15 protein-coding genes are annotated in these 20561 nt (G+C 42.7%); 13 read left to right on the top strand and 2 right to left on the bottom strand.

All coding sequences use genetic code 11. The features are described 5' to 3' along the window. Window positions 1-195 precede the first annotated feature (195 nt). A complete protein-coding gene (locus ACRD6K_RS12670) occupies window positions 196-1803 on the top strand; it encodes a CotH kinase family protein (RefSeq protein WP_430973538.1) in 1608 nt (535 codons plus the stop codon). Between the two features lie 32 nt (window positions 1804-1835). Here ACRD6K_RS12670 and ACRD6K_RS12665 read toward each other — a convergent pair whose 3' ends face one another. Further along, a complete protein-coding gene (locus ACRD6K_RS12665; protein ID WP_430973537.1) occupies window positions 1836-2711 on the bottom strand; it encodes a helix-turn-helix domain-containing protein in 876 nt (291 codons plus the stop codon). A 287-nt stretch (window positions 2712-2998) separates the two neighbouring features. On the opposite strand from ACRD6K_RS12665, the gene ACRD6K_RS12660 reads away from it, so the two are divergent. The 11 genes from ACRD6K_RS12660 (at window position 2999) to ACRD6K_RS12610 (ending at window position 16840) form a co-directional block, all read left to right on the top strand. Beyond that, window positions 2999-4579 carry a cellulase family glycosylhydrolase gene (locus ACRD6K_RS12660; RefSeq protein ID WP_430973536.1) on the top strand — a complete coding sequence of 527 codons (1581 nt, stop codon included), beginning with the start codon at window positions 2999-3001 and terminating at the stop codon, window positions 4577-4579. Between the two features lie 72 nt (window positions 4580-4651). Next, window positions 4652-6478, top strand: coding sequence for a sodium:solute symporter family protein (locus ACRD6K_RS12655; RefSeq protein ID WP_430973535.1), 1827 nt, complete (start codon window positions 4652-4654; stop codon window positions 6476-6478). 47 nt (window positions 6479-6525) lie between these two features. After that, window positions 6526-7701, top strand: coding sequence for a glycoside hydrolase family 130 protein (locus tag ACRD6K_RS12650; protein WP_430973534.1), 1176 nt, complete (start codon window positions 6526-6528; stop codon window positions 7699-7701). Beyond that, window positions 7701-8897, top strand: a complete 1197-nt coding sequence (locus tag ACRD6K_RS12645; protein ID WP_430973533.1) for an AGE family epimerase/isomerase — start codon at window positions 7701-7703, stop codon at window positions 8895-8897. The genes ACRD6K_RS12650 and ACRD6K_RS12645 overlap by 1 nt, the downstream gene beginning before the upstream one ends. A gap of 254 nt (window positions 8898-9151) precedes the next feature. Further along, on the top strand, window positions 9152-10681 hold the full coding sequence (guaA, locus tag ACRD6K_RS12640; protein ID WP_430973532.1) for a glutamine-hydrolyzing GMP synthase: 1530 nt from the start codon (window positions 9152-9154) through the stop codon (window positions 10679-10681). A gap of 250 nt (window positions 10682-10931) precedes the next feature. Beyond that, on the top strand, window positions 10932-12548 hold the full coding sequence (locus tag ACRD6K_RS12635; protein ID WP_430973531.1) for a S41 family peptidase: 1617 nt from the start codon (window positions 10932-10934) through the stop codon (window positions 12546-12548). A gap of 7 nt (window positions 12549-12555) precedes the next feature. Further along, window positions 12556-13155, top strand: a complete 600-nt coding sequence (gene pnuC, locus ACRD6K_RS12630) for a nicotinamide riboside transporter PnuC (RefSeq protein ID WP_430973530.1) — start codon at window positions 12556-12558, stop codon at window positions 13153-13155. Further along, window positions 13148-13675: an AAA family ATPase gene (locus tag ACRD6K_RS12625; protein ID WP_430973529.1), complete on the top strand. Its 528-nt coding sequence runs from the start codon at window positions 13148-13150 to the stop codon at window positions 13673-13675. Before pnuC ends, ACRD6K_RS12625 begins: the two co-directional genes overlap by 8 nt. A gap of 158 nt (window positions 13676-13833) precedes the next feature. Next, complete coding sequence (gene cysK / locus ACRD6K_RS12620; RefSeq protein ID WP_299580339.1) at window positions 13834-14772, top strand: cysteine synthase A; 939 nt, start codon at window positions 13834-13836, stop codon at window positions 14770-14772. Beyond that, window positions 14762-15691 (top strand): serine O-acetyltransferase EpsC, encoded by a 930-nt coding sequence (epsC, locus tag ACRD6K_RS12615; protein WP_430973528.1) that lies wholly within the window; start codon window positions 14762-14764, stop codon window positions 15689-15691. The genes cysK and epsC overlap by 11 nt, the downstream gene beginning before the upstream one ends. Before the next feature lie 9 nt (window positions 15692-15700). Then, window positions 15701-16840: a THUMP domain-containing class I SAM-dependent RNA methyltransferase gene (locus tag ACRD6K_RS12610; protein ID WP_430973527.1), complete on the top strand. Its 1140-nt coding sequence runs from the start codon at window positions 15701-15703 to the stop codon at window positions 16838-16840. A 186-nt stretch (window positions 16841-17026) separates the two neighbouring features. Here ACRD6K_RS12610 and ACRD6K_RS12605 read toward each other — a convergent pair whose 3' ends face one another. Then, a complete protein-coding gene (locus ACRD6K_RS12605) occupies window positions 17027-17158 on the bottom strand; it encodes a ComC/BlpC family leader-containing pheromone/bacteriocin (protein ID WP_430973526.1) in 132 nt (43 codons plus the stop codon). Window positions 17159-17255: 97 nt separating this feature from the next. Between ACRD6K_RS12605 and ACRD6K_RS12600 the strand changes: the two genes are divergently transcribed. Beyond that, the gene (locus ACRD6K_RS12600) at window positions 17256-20168 is read left to right on the top strand and encodes a CHAT domain-containing protein (protein ID WP_430973525.1); all 2913 of its coding nucleotides are present in this window, start codon (window positions 17256-17258) and stop codon (window positions 20166-20168) included. Window positions 20169-20561 lie beyond the last annotated feature (393 nt).

Genomic DNA, 20561 nt, shown 5'->3' with positions numbered 1-20561 from the left:
CTATTGAGAATTGTCAAGTTTTGGATATTCAATTTTGTGTTTAATGGGTTTTAAGCTGCAGGAATATTTTTCTGCAGCTTTTTTTTATATGCAGTTTTGCATTCAAAATCAGGGTGCTATCTTTACGAGTGTTCCTGTTGTCTTGCGAAGGTGGCAGCATGATTGTTAACTACAAAGCCTACTAACCCAATATTTATGAGAAACTGCATCTTTTTCTTGTTGCTGTTGTTGTGTTCCACCCGTTTAGCTGCTCAATCGCTTAGCTCGTTTGGTACTTCAAATTTGCCCTTGGTGGTTGTCGATACCGATGGCCGGACAATTCCTGATGATCCGAAGATAGATGCACAAATGGGTATTATCTGGAATGGGGAGGGGAAGGTTAATTCTTCCAAAGATGCTTTCAATGATTACAATGGGCATATCGCCATTGAACGAAGAGGCTCCAGTTCGCAGGGTTTTCCTAAAAAATCGTATGGCTTTGAGTTGCGTGATGCTGCGGGCCTTGATCTGGATGCTTCTATCTTGGGTCTGCCGGCAGAAGAGGATTGGATATTGTACGGGCCGTATTCGGATAAAACGCTGATTCGAAATGTGCTGGTCTTTACCCTAGGCGCATCGCTGGGGCATTATGCTCCCCGTTGCCGGTTTGTTGAGTTGTTTCTGAATGAGCAGTATCAGGGTGTTTATGTGTTGATGGAGAAGATTAAGCGCGACAAAAACCGGCTTGACCTGGCCAAGTTGAAACCGGAAGACTTGTCGGGTGAAGATTTAACAGGAGGTTACATCATTAAAATTGACAAAACCACCGGGAGTGGAGGAAGTGGTTGGTATTCTGCCTTCCTGAATGAGCAGTATAAAAGAACCTTTTTTCAATATGAATATCCGAAGCAGGAAGAGATTCAGGCTGCTCAGAAAGATTACATCAAAAACTATATCGATCAGGTTGAACAAGCTTTACATGACAAGAACTTTGATGGAACAGACGGATTTCGGACCTTGGCTGATGAAGAAAGTTTTATCGACTTTCTGATTGTAAATGAGCTGGCTAAAAATGTGGACGGTTATCGCTTGAGTACCTTTTTGCACAAGGACAAGAACGGCAAGTTAAAACTGGGTCCTGTTTGGGATTTCAACCTGGCTTTTGGGAATGTCAATTATCACAATGGAGCGTCGACTTCGGGGTTTCAGTTCGAAGCAAATTTAGGCGACGATGCCTGGCAAAATCCTTTCTGGTGGCCTGTTTTGTTTGAAGACAATACCTTTCGAAAAAAGCTGAAAAACCGTTGGAGTAGTCTGCGGAAAAACCAATTGTCTGATGAGCGTATTCAGACAGTGGTGGACAGTTTAACCAGCCTGCTCGATGAAGCCCAGGTTCGTAATTTTACAAAATGGCCGGTGCTGAGTACCTGGGTTTGGCCCAATGCTTATGTGGGCAATAGTTACACGGCAGAAGTCAATTGGCTTGAAAGCTGGATTCATAATCGTTTGAAATGGCTGGACACCAATCTCGAAGACTTGTATGTGGGTGAAAGTCAATTGGCGCAGGCCAAGGCTTTCTCGGTTTATCCCAATCCGTTTAGCGGGCAGCTGCATCTGGAATTGCCTGCCGGGCTTAATGACCGGTTAAACTGGATGATTTATTCGGTTCAGGGCGCTAAAGTGGCGGAAGGTTCCATCGAAGCCGGAGGTCGTTATTTTACCATTCAGAATGCGCAGGCGCAGGCTTTGCCTGATGGGGTTTATTTACTCCGAATCAGGCAGCATGAAGAGGTGGTTTATACTCAAAAGCTGGTGAAGCAATAGTTATTTGGCGGGCTGGTTCAGAATCAGCCACTTTAGTTCACTCGCTTAATACCCGCAAAGTTGTCGCGGTACTCGCTGGGTGTACTCCCTTTGCGTTTTTTAAAGATTCGGTTGAAGTTGGCCAGGTTGTTAAAACCACATAAGTAAGCAATTTCAGAAATGCTGTGGTTGTTTTCAATCAAATGACGGGTGGCAAAACCAATGCGCGAATCATTCAGGTATTCGATAAACGTTTTGCCGGTGCGCTGTTTCATAAAACGACTGAACGATACTTCGGTCATGTTTAGAAGATCGGCCATTTCTTCCACTTTGATCTTTCGCATGTAGTTTTTTTGTACAAATTCGAAAACCAGCTTCATCTTCTCATGATTGAAAAAATCTTCCTTTTTGGCCGATGTGGAGGATAGCATTTGTTGGTTGCGTGAGTTTGACAGGTCGAAAAGCAGGGAGAGCAACTCCAGAAAAGCGTCCATGCCACTGAGGTTGGCCAGGTTCTCGATGCGTGGTTGCAACTGGCAGATGGTGTTTTCAGAGAAGGCAATGCCCCGGTAGGCTCGCTGAAGCATGTCACGGATTGGATGAAGAATGTTTTTGTTAAGCAGCGAGTCGTGAAATAAATTCTGATGAAACTGAATTGTAATTTCACGGATACGCGTGGAGCTGCAATTGGCTTGCTCCCAAAAATGAGGCTGATTAGGCCCTACCAATACCAGTTCCAGTTGGCCGATTTCGCCTATGTGGTCACCGACAAAGCGTTTTACTCCGGCAGCATTTTGAATGAAATTTAATTCAAACTCTGGATGGAAATGGGGTGGGAAATCAAATGTTTCTTTCCAACGATCAAACACTAATAAGCAGTCTTCCGGTGTGAGTGGGGTGATTTCTCGATTAAATAGGTTGGTCTGCATTGGTGTTGGTTTTTAGGTTATTGCCCATGATTTGGCTTTAAAATGTTGTGAAAACTGGTACTCCTTAGCTCTTCATTACTCAAATAGGTCTGAATTTCAATAATACAAACAATTGATAAAATAGTATTTGTTAGCTGCAAGTATATGGAATATTTTTGAAATCTGTAATTAGTTAGATGTCAGTTCGAAATGTGTAATCTTTTTTTTAAGAGCATGAAACTAGAACGAAAATTAGTCAAAGAGAGGATAGTTCGATGAAGCAAAGTATAACCGAAATCATCATAACCATGTTAAGGAAAAATATTAGAATAACATATTTACTACTAGTCGGAATGGCCTTGTTGCTGGTCGCTTGTGGAGAAAGTGATGGCGCAAGTTGTCAAGTGACATTTCCGGAGAAGATTAGCGTAGAGGGAAATAAGTTTGTTGACAATAACGGAAGGCAGGTAATTCTTAATGGAATTAATGTCGTAAATAAGTCCAAAGAAGAAAACTATCTTTTTAAAGGAGGCCCTGAGTTTTATGCCAATTTGAAAAAATGGGGTTTTAACAGCATTCGTTTTATTATAATATGGGATGGATTGGAACCTGAGCCGGGGGTCTATAATGAGGAATATCTGAAGGAGATAGATCGGCGTATTGAATGGGCTGCAGCTAATGATATATTTGTTATTCTTGATATGCACCAGGATTTATTTGGTTTGAAATATAGCGATGGAGCACCCAATTGGGCTACGCTCGATGAAGGGAAAACTCACACTGCAGGATCAATATGGAGTGACGCTTATATGTTAAGCGAGGCTGTACAGACAGCATTTGATAATTTCTGGGATAACCAGCCGGCCCCTGATGGCGTGGGCGTTCAGGATCATTACGCCAATTTATGGAGATATATTGCCAAGCGCTATGCCAACAATCCTACGGTTATTGGTTATGACATCATGAACGAACCATTTCCGGGCACATCAGCTCAAAAGGCCACGCCTGCTTTACTTGAGGCTTACGCAAATTTGGTATACAAGCTAACGGGAGAACTCATGACTGAAGAGAAACTGGCCGAGGTATGGGGAGATGCAAGCAAGAGGACGGAAGCGCTGAAGCTTCTGTCGACAAAAGAAAATTATGCGCCTGTTATTGATGCCTTATATGATTTTAACCACGAGTTCGAAAGTGTACACTTGCAGGCGATGTACCAAAAAGTAAGCCAAGCCATACGTGAAGTTGATCAACAAACTGTTTTGTTTTTAGAACACAGTTATTTCAGCAATACAGGAGTGAAAAGCAGCATCGAACGGGTGAGCTTAGTCGATGGAACACCTGATCCACTGGTGGCTTACGCACCACATGGTTATGACTTGGTGACCGACACGGAAGATGCGGCTGCAGCGAATTCTGAACGAGTCGCGTTTATCTATGAACGAATTAAAGAAAAAGGACAGCAACTTGGAATGCCGGTATGGCTAGGTGAATGGGGAGCTTATTATAGTCATTCGGAAGGGATCGTTCCGGTAGCTCGCTATGCCGTTAGCCTAATTGAAGAAAATCTTTTTGGGAATGCTTATTGGTCTTATGATCCCGGAACTGAAAACCTTTCTTATTTTCAAAAAGCCTTGTTACGCCCTTATCCAGCCTACACTTGTGGCGAATTGCTAAGCTACCACTATGAACATGAGAATGCTCGATTTAGAATGGAATGGCAGGAAAATGAAAACGTAAATTCACCCACCATGGTTTATGTTCCATTCCTGTCAAAGCTAAAAGAGGTATCATCATACAAAATAGAAAAAACAGACAATTCTGATGCTGGCTGGATTGTGATCCCGGCCAATAACAAAAACAGCAAACGGGAACTCATATTGCAGTTTTGAGGCTTCAATATGAATAAGAGACGAAAACGAAACGAAGTACTAACGAATCAAAAATTGCTAAACGAATAACCTATGAAACTTGGAATTATTGATATTTCTGTAATTATAGCCTACCTGGTAATTACCGTAATTATTGGGTTGGTGCTACGAAAATGGGCGCAGCGCGATAAATCTTCTTACTTGCTTGGAGGTAATAAGTTACCCTGGTATATGCTTGGGCTTTCCAATGCCTCGGGTATGTTCGACATTTCCGGAACCATGTGGATGGTGACATTGGCAGTGGTTTACGGATTAAAAAGTGTCTGGATTCCTTGGCTTTGGCCTTCATTCAACCAGATTTTTCTGATGGTTTACCTGTCGATGTGGCTTCGCCGATCGAATGTGACCACGGGGGCTGAATGGATTCGCACGCGTTTTGGACGTGGGCGCGAAGCTCGCTTGTCTCACACCATCGTTATTGCTTTTGCACTGATCAACTGTCTGGGCTTAATGGCTTACGGGTTTATCGGTTTGGGGAAGTTTGTGCAGATTTTTATTCCGTGGGAAGTGGTTCAGCCTTATTTCCCTTTTCATGTTACCGCTGAATATGTGCCCCATGTTTATGGCATTGCCTTTACCCTTTTTGCGGTGTTTTACTCGGTGCTTGGTGGCATGTCCGGCATTGTGTGGGCCGACTTGGTCCAGTATATTATTATGACCATTTCGGCTGTGGTAATTGCTGTGATCGCAATGGCCGCGCTGGGCGATCAAAGTTTGCAGGTGCCGGATGGCTGGATGAGTCCCTTTTTTGGGGCACGTTTGGAAATCGACTGGTCTGGAATTATCAATGAAATGAATGCTAAAATTGCTTCCGATGGGTATTCCTGGTTCAGTATCTTTTTTATGATGATGTTGTTCAAAGGGGTGCTGGCAAGTGTTGCCGGGCCAATCCCGAATTACGACATGCAGAAAATTCTGTCAACCAAAACGCCTCAGGAAGCTGCGAAAATGAGTGGTATGGTGAGTTTGGTATTGGTGCCTGTTCGCTACCTGATGATCACCGGTTTTGCTGTTTTAGCCATTTTATATTACGATCAGCTGCATTTGTTGGTGGCTGGGCGCATCGATTTTGAGCAGATTTTACCCTCGGCAATAAGCCAGTTTGTGCCGATTGGGTTTACCGGTTTGCTATTGGCAGGTTTGCTCGCGGCTTTCATGTCAACTTTTGCCGGAACACTGAATGCCGCACAGGCCTATTTGGTGAATGACATCTATTTGAATTATTACAAGCCCAATGCTTCGAACCGCGAAATAAAAATTACCAACTACACTACCGGGATTGTGGTTGTGGCTATCAGCATCATCTTTGGAATTTTTGCGACTGATATCAACTCCATTCTGCAGTGGCTTGTGTCCGGGCTTTATGGCAGCTACATTGCTTCCAATGTGTTGAAGTGGCACTGGTGGCGGTTTAACGGCAGCGGCTTTTTCTGGGGAATGGTTGCCGGCCTGATTCCGGCGCTGATATTCCCTTACGTATTTACTGAAACCCTGGACCTGTATTATTTCCCGCTTATTTTTCTGATTTCGGTAGCTGGCTGTATAATCGGTACCTATCTGGCTCCTCCAACGGAAGAAGCCGTGTTGAAATCATTTTATAAAAGTGTTCGCCCTTGGGGGTTTTGGAAGCCCATTCATGAGAAAGTCGTTGCTGAAGATCCGGATTTTGTGTCGAAAACCAGCTTCAAGCGTGATGCCTTTAATGTGGTGCTTGGTGTCATTGGTCAAACGGCGTTGGTGCTGTTGCCCATCTACTTTGTGTTGAAACAAAACATGCCCATGGTGCTTTCGCTTTTGGTGATTGCTGTTGTTGTTGTAATCATGAAAAAGACCTGGTGGAACAAACTGAATGACTTTTAAGGGACCGAAACTTGAATCTTAAATCATGCGATTGAATCTATTGTGATATGGAAAAATATTTTGAAAACCGATTGAATAAGTTGAAGGCGGCTCATGAGTTGCTGCTGAATCAAAAGAATGAAGTGGAACCCTTGCCAAATGGGATCTTCGAGCGTTACCAAAATCCGGTGCTAACAGCTGCACATGCGCCTTTGCATTGGCGCTTTGACTTGTCGCCCGAGCGTAATCCATTTCTGATGGAGCGCTTAGGGGTTAATGCCGCCTTTAATGCCGGAGCCATTCGTTGGAAGGACAAATACCTGTTGGCCGTGCGTATGGAAGGCTGGGATCGGAAGTCCTACTTTGCAATTGCTGAAAGCCCGAATGGTATTGATCAGTTTCGTTTTTGGGACCGGCCCATAACCATTCCGCAAACCGACGAGCCGGATGTTAATGTGTATGATATGCGTTTAACCGCTCATGAGGATGGTTGGGTGTATGGCATTTTTTGCACAGAGCGCAAAGATCCGGCTGCCTCCGAAGGCGACACCAGCGCGGCAGCAGCCAATGCCGGTATTGTTCGCAGCCGTGATTTGCTGAACTGGGAGCGCTTGCCCGATTTGATCTCAACTTCGGGGCAGCAGCGCAATGTGGTGTTGCATGCTGAATTTGTCAATGGAAAGTACGCCGTTTATACGCGTCCACAGGATGGGTTCATCAATGTGGGAAGCGGCGGAGGAATTGGCTTGGGGCTGATTGACGATATGAGCAATCCGGTTGTACAGAACGAACGCATCATTCAGAATAAACAATACCACACGGTTTATGAGCTGAAGAATGGCTTGGGGCCGGCGCCGATCAAAACCAAAGACGGATGGTTGCATCTGGCCCATGGTGTAAGAAACACGGCCGCCGGCTTGCGCTATGTTTTGTATTTATTTATGACCGACCTGGTCGAGCTCGATCGGGTGACCGATCATCCGGGAGGGTATTTTATGGCGCCCCAGGGTGATGAACGGGTCGGAGATGTGTCCAATGTGCTCTTTTCCAACGGTTGGATTGCGGACGAAGATGGCCGGGTGTTTATTTATTATGCGTCCTCGGACACTCGCATGCATGTGGCAACAACTACGGTTGATCGGCTGGTGGACTACGTGAAAAATACGCCTGCGGATGGTTTGCATTCGTTCAAGTCGGTGGAAGCCATCAATCAGCTAATTGATAATAACCAAGGATTATATTGATGAATCAGTCGGTCATTGAAAAATTCAGAAATGAGCTTGGTCAAGAGCTTGATAGAATACTGGCTTTTTGGGTGAATACTATGCCGGATGAAAAATACGGAGGTTTTCTTGGTGAGCTGGATTTCAAAGGGAATCCGGTTCCGGAGTCGCCAAAAGGAATTATCTTAAATACGCGTTTACTTTGGACTTTCTCGGCGGTAGCTCAACAGACCAATCAAAAGGAACATCGGCTGATGGCCGATCGTGCTTACGATTATCTGCTGGCTAATTTTTTAGATCGAAAGCATGGTGGCGTCTTTTGGCTGGTGGATTTTAAAGGGGCGGTGTTGAATAGCCGAAAGCAAATTTATGCCCAAGCTTTTTTCATCTATGCATTGTCCGAATATTTCAAGCTGACAAAAAAAGAAGAGGCGCTTGAACTGGCGGTTGAGTTGTTTTACCTGTTGGAGGAGAAGGCCGCCGACCGAAACATGGGCGGTTACCTGGATGCTTTTGACGAAGGTTGGCAGGAGTTGGAAGATATGCGACTGAGTGAAAAAGACCTCAATGAGAAAAAGATTCTGAATACGCACCTGCACTTGCTGGAAGCCTATTCAACTTTATATACGGTGTACCCGAACCTGGAAGTGAAGCATGCTTTGCTTGGATTGATTGAGCTGTTTCAGGAGAAATTTGTAGGAGAAGATTTTCACTTGAACATGTTTTTTGATGAACAGTGGAATGTGAAAAGCCAGCTGGTTTCTTATGGTCATGATATTGAAACATCGTGGTTGTTGTATGAGGCAGGCGAGGTTCTGCATGATGATTTTATGCTGAAAAAGCTTTCTGCTACTGCAGTGGCCATGGCCAATGTGTTTGTACGCGAAGGACTCGATCAGGATGGCAGTGTGTTGAATGAGCGGGATAAGGCCAATGGTCATCTCGATTCTAATCGTCACTGGTGGCCACAAATTGAAGGAATCGTTGGCTTGATAAATGCCTGGCAGCTTTCAGCAAATGATTTGTTTTTGGAAAAGGCACTGGCGATATGGAAATATACGCAAGCGAATTTGCTGGATTATGAGCACGGAGAATGGCATTGGCTAGTCACTACAGCCGGTATTCCAGACCGGACTATGATGAAAGCCGGTTTCTGGAAATGTCCGTACCACAATGCGCGGGGGTGTTTGGAAGCGTTGAGACGCTTGCCGGCTTAGGTGAGGAGATTCATATTTTACGATAATCTTATTTGCAGTGAGTTGTTGGTTGTCAAAATAGCTCTACAGAGTACAGGGGTAAAAAAGAAGCAATTGTTTTGGGCGGATGTTAAACGCTTTTTCATCAGCGGATTTTGCTTGAGATAAATCGCTAAGTCTGTGTTGATTTGTTAAATGAGTGTTTTCGTTGGCTAACTTTTTAAGCAGCATTAAAGGAATTGTTTATCTTTGCGCCATCCAAAAAAGACAGATTCATGCAAGAGAAAATTTTAATCCTCGATTTTGGTTCGCAGTACACCCAATTAATCGGCCGCAGGGTGCGTGAACTCAATATCTATTGTGAGATTTATCCTTACAACAACTATCCCGAAATTGACGAAAGTGTTAAAGGGGTGATTTTAAGTGGAAGCCCGTTTTCGGTGCGCGATGAAAATGCGCCCAAACCCGATCTTTCAAAAATTAAAGGTAAACTGCCGCTGCTTGGCGTTTGTTACGGAGCTCAATACATGGCCCACTATTTTGGGGGCGAAGTGTTGCCATCCGATTCACGCGAGTATGGCCGGGCTAACCTGGGATTTATCGATCAGGAAAATGAACTGTTTAAAAAGATGACCTTGGGCACGCAGGTGTGGATGTCGCATGGCGATACCATTGAGCGTTTGCCGGAAAATTATAAAATTATTGCTTCAACAGCTGATGTGAAAAACGCAGCTTATAAAATTGAAGGTGAAACAACTTATGCCATTCAGTTTCACCCGGAAGTGTACCATACCACCGAAGGAAAGCAGTTGTTGCAGAATTTTGCCGTTGATATTTGTGGTTGCAAGCAAGACTGGACACCTAAATCGTTTATTGAAACGACCGTGGCTGAGCTGAAAGCGAAACTGGGCGACGATAAAGTGGTGTTAGGCTTATCCGGAGGAGTGGATTCTACAGTAGCAGGTGTGTTGTTGCACCAAGCTATTGGAAAAAACCTGACGTGTATTTTTGTGGATAACGGCTTGTTGCGTAAGAACGAGTTTGAATCTGTTTTGGATTCGTATAAAGACATGGGCTTGAACGTGATCGGTGTGGATGCCAAACAAAAGTTTTGGGATGATCTGAAAGGAATTACCGATCCGGAAGGCAAACGTAAGATTATTGGTCGCGACTTCATTGAAGTATTCGATGAGGAAGCACACAAAATAAAAGAGGTGAAGTGGCTGGCGCAGGGAACTATTTATCCCGACGTGATTGAGTCGGTTTCTGTTAACGGACCTTCGGCCACCATTAAGTCGCACCACAATGTGGGTGGCTTGCCCGAAAAAATGAACCTGAAAGTTGTTGAGCCGCTCAACTTGCTTTTCAAGGATGAAGTTCGCCGGGTAGGAAAGGCGCTTAATATTAAACCGGAATTGCTGGGGCGTCACCCGTTTCCTGGTCCAGGACTGGGAATCCGAATTCTGAGTGATGTAACTCCGGAGAAGGTTCGCATTTTGCAGGAAGCAGATGCTATTTTTATTAATGGCTTGCGCGAGTGGAATTTGTACGATGATGTTTGGCAGGCAGGTGTGATGCTGCTGCCAGTGCAATCAGTAGGTGTAATGGGCGATGAGCGGACTTACGAGAATGTGGTTGCCTTGCGTGCAGTAATGTCTACCGATGGAATGACGGCTGACTGGGTGCATTTACCTTACGAGTTCTTGGCCAAAATTTCGAACGAAATTATTAACAAGGTTCGTGGAATTAACCGCGTAGTTTACGATATCAGTTCAAAACCACCGGCAACCATCGAGTGGGAATAACGAATTTAATCCATATAGTGATGAACAAAGCAGGCTTCGGTCTGCTTTGTTGTTTTTAGGCAGGTAGAATTTCTTTTCTTCTGCTCAAGGATTTTTCGATACCTGCTTTCGCCTGTAAAAATGCGGGAAGTATCCATTTACATTGACGTGAACACTTTGGCTCGTTTTGTACTTATTAATATGAGGCTTTGTTCTGCGGGTGATATTCTTTTATCTTTAACGATTCAAAAAAAATAAAGACTCGAATGCCATGATAACACAATTAAAGAAAACAATAGCGTTGGGAGTGATTCTCGTGTTGGGAATGACCTCCATGATCAAGGGGGTGCAGGCTCAGGATATTCAGACCAATATGTTGAAATTCGGGCGTTTGCTTCAATTGATTGAAAGTAACTATGTCGACACAACCAATATTGACGACCTGACAGAGAAGGCCGTTGTAGAAGTGCTTAAGCAGTTGGATCCGCATTCTGTTTATATTTCCAAAGAAGAAGTTGAAAAGATGAATGAACCTTTGCAGGGAAGTTTCGAGGGCATTGGAATTTCATTCAATATTTTAAAAGATACTTTGATGGTGGTGGCCACCATTCCGGGCGGTCCTTCTGAAAAAGTGGGCTTGCAGGCCGGCGACCGCATTGTGGAAGTGGATGAAAAAAAGGTTGCAGGCATTGGGTTGGAAAACAGCGATGTCTTTGAAATGCTTCGTGGAGACAAAGGAACGGTTGTTAACCTGAAAGTGCTTCGCAAACGGAACGAAGAGCTGTTGGATTTCCGGATTATCCGGGACAAAATTCCAATTCACAGCCTGGATGCTTCCTACATGATAAATGATGAAACGGGTTACATTAAGCTCAATCGTTTTTCGGCAACTACAACCGATGAGTTTTCGGAGGCCATTAGGACCCTGAAACAAAATCCGAAATTGGAGAATCTGGTGTTGGATTTGCGTGGCAATGGAGGAGGCTACCTGAAGGCAGCGATTGAATTGGCCGATCAGTTTTTGGGTGCCTTTAAAATGATTGTTTATACGGAAGGGGAAAATAATCGCCGAAAAGACTACAAAGCCTCAGCCTTGGGCGAGTTTGAACAGGGCAAGTTGGTGGTTTTAATTGATGAAGGTTCGGCTTCTGCCAGCGAAATTGTTGCGGGTGCCATTCAGGATTGGGATCGAGGTGTGGTTATTGGTCGCCGTTCGTTTGGTAAAGGATTGGTGCAGCAGCCTTATTTTTTGAATGATGGCTCCATGCTTCGTCTGACCACTGCCCACTACTATACACCCAGCGGGCGATGCATTCAAAAAGCCTATGACGATGGGGTGGAAGCTTATCGTAGTGATTACCGGAAGCGTTTTGAGGCTGGAGAGTTTTTCACCCAGGACAGCATTCATTTCAATGACAGCCTGACCTATGAAACCTTGATCAATAAACGTACGGTTTATGGAGGTGGGGGTGTCATGCCTGATATTTTTGTTCCTATGGATACGTCAATTCATTATGGTTTCTTTAACCGGATGAACCGTCAAAATATTGTGTACTCTACAGCGTTGGATTATCTTGATAAAAACCGGGATAAATTCACCAAGAAATATTCTTCTTTTGACCTGTTTCGGGAGAAATTTTCGGTTGAGGATGAGTTGGTCGACCGGATGCTGGCTGAGGCCGAAAAAGAAGGCATTGAGCAGGAAGAAGGTGATGCCGATTTTGCACGTCCGATTATCAAAGAACAAGTCAAGGCTTTAATTGCGCGCGATTTGTTTGGCCAGAGTGAATTCTATCAAATTATAAATGAGGATAATGATGTGATTCGGGAGGCTTTAAAAGTCCTGAATGACAGCTCAGAATACAACCATCTTCTGGTAGAGAATTAATTAATACATGATTGATCCATTTTTGACTTGGCTTTCGGCCAATTATGTGGAGCTGCTTGGCGCGGTTCTGGGCTTTGCTTACATTTTTCTTTCCATTCGTCAACACATATTTACCTGGCCGGTGGGCTTGCTCACCTCGGCTTTGTACGTTTATGTGTTTTTGGTTTCGAAATTTTATGCTGACATGCTGCTGCAGGTTTACTATGTGGGTGTCAGCATTTACGGTTGGTATTTTTGGTTGAAGGGTAATCCCAATTCTGAAAAGGAGTTACGCGTCAGCCGAATGCCGCTGAAATTTTACTTTCCAGTCATTCTGGTATCAGTTCTTTTGTTTTTGCTTTTTCTGTTTGGCCTGAAGTATTATACCGATTCACCGGTTCCATTTGGCGACTCGCTAACCACCGCTTTGAGTATTGTGGCCACCTGGATGCTGGCGCGTAAATATGTGGAGCATTGGCTGATTTGGATTTTTGTTGATTTCTTTTCAGCCTTTTTATATGGTTTTAAAGGCCTGTGGCCAACCGTGATTCTGTTTTTGGTTTATACCGGAATGGCTGTTTATGGCTATCGCAGTTGGCGAAATGATTTAATAAAACAAGATGCGTAAAATAATTCGAATTGCCATTACTGGTCCCGAATCAACTGCAAAAAGCACGTTGGCTGAAGCTTTGGCACATTACTTTGATGGGATTTTTTATCCGGAATATGCCCGCGAGTATTTTCAGGATCATTCGACACAATATACTTACAACGACCTGGAGGAAATTACCAAAAAGCAGATTGAGCAGTACCATGAATCGGCAAATTCTGCTACAAAGCTCGTTTTTTTCGACACTTGGTTAATTATTACCAAAGTTTGGTTTCAGTGGGCTTATCAAACGGAGCCAGACTGGCTGGAAGAAAAGATTGCAGACCTGCCGATTGATTTGTATTTGCTTTGTGTGCCTGATATTCCCTGGGAGCCCGATCCTTTGCGGGAACATGGTGGCGAAGAACGCCTGCAACTGTTTGATGCTTACAAGTCGGAATTGCAGCAGCGTAAGCTGAAGTTTGTCGAAATAAATGGGATTGGAGAACAGCGTATCCAAAATGCCATAAAGGCTGTTAAGTCTTTGCTGCATTCCTGATTTGTTTTAGGCATTGTTTGGTTTTCAGCGATAAAAACAGGAATTTTGCTTGACGATTAATTGCCGTGAAACGTTCGGAAAGAAGCGTTGGCAAACCTGAAAAAGAGGAGCCTGACTTCTTGTGAAGTTGCATGCATTATCCTTTAAAATACAAACGTATGAAAATCGCAACAAATATACTTCAGCTAATTGGCCATACTCCATTGGTTGAGCTTCATAAGGTGACTCAAGGGTGTCATGCCCGCGTGCTTGCTAAATTGGAATCGCAAAATCCCGGAGGGTCTGTAAAAGATCGCTTGGCGCTCGCCATGATTGAGCAGGCAGAAAAAGAGGGGATTATTAATGCGGAAACAAGCATTATTGAGCCAACAAGTGGCAACACGGGAATTGGTTTGGCCATGGTTTGTGCCGTAAAAGGTTATTCCCTAAAAATCGTTATGCCCGAAAGTGTATCAGTTGAGCGGAGGCAGGTTTTGAAAGCCTATGGCGCAGAAGTGGTGCTTACTTCATCGAAGGGAGGCATGCGCGAAGCCATTGAAAAAGCTGAAGAACTTGGAAAAGCCTGCGAGAATACCTTTATTCCGATGCAATTTGCAAATCCGGCTAATGTGGAGATGCATCGACGAACAACTGCTTTGGAAATTTGGAATGATACCGACGGAACTGTTGACGTTTTTGTTGCCGGAGCCGGAACGGGCGGTACCATTACCGGGGTTTCTGAGGTGTTGAAAGAAACGAAAGCTGCGGTTCTCAGTGTTGTTGTCGAGCCTGAAAGCTCAGCTGTACTGTCCGGAAATCCTCCCGGTTCACACAAAATTCAGGGAATTGGAGCTGGTTTTATCCCCGAGGTTTTAAATACGGAAATTTATGATGAGGTTTTTCAGGTAGCCAATGACGATGCCTTTGAAACAGCTCGCCTTTTGGCTAGAGAAGAAGGTGTATTTTGCGGTATTTCTTCGGGAGCCAATGTGTATGCCGCCCTGGAAATTGCGAAAAGGCCTGAAAACAAAGGAAAGACAATTGTTGTTGTCATTTGCGATACGGGAGAACGATATTTAAGTACAACATTATTTAATCCAGAGCAAGATGCAATCTGATTCTAAAATACTCGCAAAAATTAATCAAACGGTCGATCGTCTTTCTGATCCGGAAAGTTATGATCTGGTGTGCCATGAACATCGTTTAGGTGAACCATTGCCATCAACGGAAAAGCTGGCAAAGATTGTCAATATGATTCGTGAAATTCTTTTCCCGGGTTATTTTGGAACCACAAGTCTGCGTCCCAACACCATAAAGCACTACATGGGAGTCTATGTGGATGAGCTTTTTGAGTTACTGTCGGAACAAATAATGGCGGGGCTGTGCTTCACCTGTAAAAATCCACACGAAGTGGACATGCAGGAGCGTAATCGGCATGCCCAGATGTTGGCCAGTGAGTTTATTGCTTACTTGCCTGAGATTCGAAGAAAACTGGTGGCTGATGTTGATACGGCCTTTGTGGGAGACCCCGCAGCGCAAAGCCAAAGCGAAGTTATTTTCTGCTATCCGGCCATACGAGCCATTTCAAACTACCGGATTGCCAACCAGCTGTTGAAACTGGAAGTGCCCTTAATTCCTCGAATTATTTCGGAGATGGCCCATTCGGAAACAGGCATTGACATTCACCCGAAAGCAGAAATCGGCGAATCGTTTACAATCGACCACGGAACTGGCGTGGTGATTGGTTCAACCTGTATTATCGGCAACAACGTGAAGTTGTACCAAGGAGTAACGCTTGGTGCCAAAAGTTTTCCGTTGGATGAAGATGGAAATCCAATTAAAGGTGTTCCGCGCCATCCAATTGTGGAAGATGGCGTAATTATTTATGCTCAGGCAACCATTTTGGGAAGGGTTACTGTGGGCGCAAATTCAGTAGTTGGGGGTAACGTTTGGGTGACCAACAATGTACCGCCAAATTCAAAAATTGTACAGTTCAAAGCACGCGAAACTTCTTTTAGTGACGGAGCTGGAATATAAAATTAAAACATGCATAAAAAATATCGTTTTGTTGCTACTACCTATGCCGGATTGGAGCAGGTTTTAGCCGAAGAATTAATTGGCCTGGGAGCTGATGAAGTAGAAGAAGGAAGACGCTCTGTGTATTTTCAGGGTGATATGACGCTGATGTATCGTGCAAATTATAGTTTGCGCACTGCTTTGAAAATTCTGATGCCTGTGCGGAATTTTAAAATTAAACGGGTGGATGATCTTTATCATCAGGTTTCCAAAATCAAATGGGAGGAATACTTTGACGCCAACCAAACGTTTGCTGTGCAAAGCAAGGTTTTTAATGAATTGTTTCGGAATTCCATGTTTGCATCGTTGAAGGCAAAGGATGCCATTGTTGACCGTTTTCGACGCGTAAGTGGAAGCAGACCTTCTATCGATGTCAGTCGGCCTGATATTTTGATTAACCTGCATATTTCGAATAACGATTGCACGATTTCGCTCGATAGTAGTGGTGAATCCTTGCACAAACGTGGGTATCGTTCAGGAAACCATGAAGCGCCTGTTAGCGAAGTTTTGGCAGCCGGCATGCTTAAATTATCAGGGTGGAATGGAAAAGAGTCGCTTACTGACCCGATGTGTGGATCTGGTACAATTGTTATTGAGGCGGCTATGATGGCCAAAAATATTTTGCCGGGAGAGACTCGGAAAAGTTATGGCTTCCAGAAATGGAAAAATTACAATGAAGAAATCTTTAAAAATCTAAAAGACCAGCATGAACATCGTCAGGTTGGGTATAAGATTTATGGATCAGATATTTCCCGAGTAAATATCGATTTGGCTTATCGAAATGCCGAAAAAGCAAATGTCTTGGATGTGCTTCAGCTTGATATTGCTGATTTTCGTACTTTGGAAAAGAAAAATGACTCTTCTTTCCTAGTGTTTAATCCACCTTATGGTGAGCGAATTAAATCGGGTGATCAGGCATTTTACGCGATGGTTGGCGAGCGATTGAAACATCACTATCCAAATACCACTGCCTGGCTAATCAGTACGAACGAATGTTTAAAATCGATTGGGTTGAGACCCGAAGTTAAGATTCCGCTTTACAACGGTTCACTTGCATGTAGCTTCAGAGAATATAAACTATATAAAGGGTCTAAAAAATCTTCTATTTAATCTTTACTTAAATTATCGTAATTAATTTTCACTTGTTTTTACGCCCGCAGAAATCTTGCTTACAAGAACGCTGCTCAAAGAACGATTGAAAATGATAAAAAGACACAGTGACTAATAATGCCTAATTCTACAGGGCTTTTCAAACTTATGTGTGATGGTTAATTTTTTAGGTAATTTTAGTAGTGTTTAGTCAAGGTCTTCTACGATCATATCCAAGTCACGACCACGGCCACCTTTTACTTCGTTTAATTCTTCTTTTGTTAAAGTTTCGAATGAATCAAAAATGTTGTTTTCGTTGTTAGCAAATAAAGTTTTCATTACTTTTAAGTTTTAATGGTTAATACTTGTAAAATCCTTAATTATCCTTTGTTCGCTTCTTTATTCCGAATTGGGTGAAAAGGTAACCCCCTGAAAAATGAAAAAAAGTAAAGAAAATAGAAGGCCGTGTTTTAATGCTCTGGTTGTCAGGATGTTTGCGTTTGCTTTTTTTTGCGTGTTTTTTTTGAATTTTTCGGGAAGAGCTGCAGTGGAGGAATATTCGAGGCAGCGCGATAGCTTATTAATCGAGGAGCTTAATAAGGAAGGAAGGGAGGCTCTAAGAATAGGAGACTTTGAGAAAGCAGTAGTAGCTTACACCGGAGCAATTCAAAATATTGATCGAGTTTATCAGGATACAAACATTCAGGTTTTTTTGCCATTAGTTAATTTAGGAATTACCTATAAGAATCTTGGCGAGTATGATAAGGCGATTGAGATTTATTTAAAGGCCGAGGGAATATTGAAAAAACTATATTCAGAAAATCATCCGCGTCTTGGTTTTGTATATTCGAATCTTGGAACTGTCTATAAGCTGAAAGGGGATTTTGTTAAAAATAATGAATTCCAACAAGCTTCTTTAAGAGCTTTTCAAGCCAACGAAGTTAAGTATGCTGGTCAACTGGCTATTGCAAAATATAATATATCAGAAGCTTTATTTTTATTAGGTGATTATCAGAGTTCAATAAATAGTTGTTTTAATAATCTAAATAGCGTAGGTCTTGGTATTAAGTCGTATTATTTCAGTTTGTTAGCACGTATATATACTAAGCAGGGAGATTATGAGTTGACAAAGAAATACTATCAAAAAACGTTTGATATTTTAACTCAAATTTCAGGCTCGGATAGTTATGATTTAGGCTTGGAATACAGTGATTATGCTTCCTTTTTATTATCGATTAATGAGTACGATGAAGCTCTTGAATATGTTAATCGGTCTGAAAATTTAGTTGTCAAATATTTCACAGAAAAAAGTTTGCAGTACAGTGATGTGATGCTGAATTTTGGAGATTATTACTTTCAGCGGAGCTCGAAAGCCAGTGATCTAAACGATTTCTATTCCAAGCGAAAAAAGGATTTATTGATTGCTTTAGATTACTATCAGAAAGCCTTGGTGGCGGGGACGGATGGTTTTGCAAGTCTTGAAACGGATGTGAATCCGGACTTAGGACAGGAGATTTCTGAAATCCAACTGTTGGAAGTTCTAAAGAAAAAAGCCAATTGTTTTGAAACTTTGGCCGATCTGAATTTATCGGAATCTCAAAAAGAAACGGCGATTGAAAATTATAGCTTGGCTTTACAAACCGTTGAACGTGCGACTGAACTGATTCATCAAATCAGAACTGGTTATGTTTCTGAGGATAGTCAGTTCTTTTTGTCTGAAAATCAGGAGTCTACTTTTATAGAGGCGGTTGATGTTAGCTATAAACTTTTTCTGCATACGGGTGATTTTCAATTTGCTGAAAAAGGATTTGAGTTTGCGGAGAAGAGTAAGTCTGCGAGCTTTTTGGCATCCATTAAAGACTCCAGGGCTAAGCGTTTTGGTGGAATTCCGGATAGTTTGTTAAAAAGGGAAGACTACCTCAAAATGAATATTTCCAGCTATAAGGAGATGCTTTTTGAGGAGAATCAGAACTCAGATCCAGATTCTGCCAGGATCGAATTATTTAACTCCAAGATTTTCCAGCTGAACGAGCAATATGAGCAGTTGGTGCAGCTTTTTGAAGATTCTTTCCCGAATTATTATGCCTTCAAATACCGAAATGAAGTTGTTGACGTCGCTTCGATACAGGAGCATGTAAATGGGAAAACGGCTGTTGTTGAGTATTTGATAGAAGAACCAAATGAGAATAAAGAACAAGGACAGGTTTATAAGTTCATAATCACAGAAGATGAGGTGAGTTTTACGAAAGAGTTGATTGATTTAACGTTTGTTGAAAACATCGAGTCGGTCTACCAATTCCTGACGAGCCCAAAGTATTTATTCACCGGACTTAGCGAATTTAAAGGCTATGCCAAGTCCGCTTACCAATTATACGAAGTTTTACTTGAAAAGGACAAATCACTGCTGGAAGGCAAGCAATTGGTGGTAGTGCCTGACGATAAATTAGCTTACATTCCTTTTGATGCGCTGCTTTCTGAAATGCCGGATACCAGTAAAATGAATTTCAGAAATCTATCCTATCTTGTTGAGGACTATTCGATTAGTTATACCTATTCGGCAACGTTGCTGTATAATTATTTTGAGAATGAAAAGCAGGCTGAAAACGATCTTCTGGCTTTTGCTCCCAGTTACCACAATGATGATCGCGATTATACAGTTATTTCCGAGTACCGTGCGGGCTTACTGCCTTTGCCTGCTGTTACTAAAGAGGTTGATTTTATTAGTGAATATGTGTCAGGAGATGTATTTAAAGACTCTCTGGCCCAGGAAGCTGAATTTAAAAAACGGGCTTCCAACTATGATATTTTGCACCTGGCGATGCACACCTTGATCAATGACACCTTGCCAATGTACTCCAAACTGGCTTTTTCAAAGCCGTATTTGGACCAAACGGATGATGGTTGGTTGAATACCAATGAAATCTACACCATGGATTTAAAAGCTCGTATGGCCGTTTTAAGCGCCTGTAATACGGGAAGTGGAAAATTACAAAAGGGTGAAGGAGTGATGAGTCTTGCCAGGGGATTCCTGTATGCTGGTTGTCCTTCGATTGTGATGACCCTTTGGGAGGTTGAAGATGAGTCGGGAGCGCATATCATGAAAGATTTTTACCGGTTTTTGTCGAAAGGGAAAAGTAAAAATGAAGCCCTTCGGTCAGCTAAGCTTGCTCACATCAAAAGTGCTGATCCTTTAAAAGCACATCCTCATTATTGGCTTGGTTATGTGGTCGTTGGTAATCCGGAGCCTCTTTTCCAAAGTACCGATATTTACTTCGTTTTAATCATCTTGCTTGTAATTCTTGCCCTGTTTATGGACCAGTATTACCGCAAAAAGAAAACCCGGGATTAAAAAAATCCACGGGCTTTACTTTACCATTATTGAAAGAAAATTTACTTGCTAATGAAAGGTATTCTTGATGAGTGCTTTTGAACGTTAAGGATAATTAAGCGTATTCACTTCGAATACCATGTAAAAATGAACGTTTGAACTTTAAGGATTTGAACAAGGAATTAAGGATGAACAAGTATCAACGTTTCATTTTTTGTTGCTAACAAACTTTTATCTTTTTCTTTATTTGCTTCTAAACGGGTTTTATTCGATGTATTTTATTTTTTTCAGAATCGCTTCAGCCTTGGGTTTGTAAAAGCTGTCGCTGTTGGCTATCTTGGTGAACTGTCGGTATGCTTTTTTCCTGTTTTCGTTTTGCAGGTAACACAGTCCGATGTACCACTGGGCCTGCTC

Origin of the sequence: Sunxiuqinia rutila (assembly GCF_050589705.1) — a bacterium.
Taxonomy (GTDB): Bacteria; Bacteroidota; Bacteroidia; order Bacteroidales; family Prolixibacteraceae; genus Sunxiuqinia; species Sunxiuqinia rutila.
This window is presented reverse-complemented; position numbering and strand designations above follow the sequence as displayed.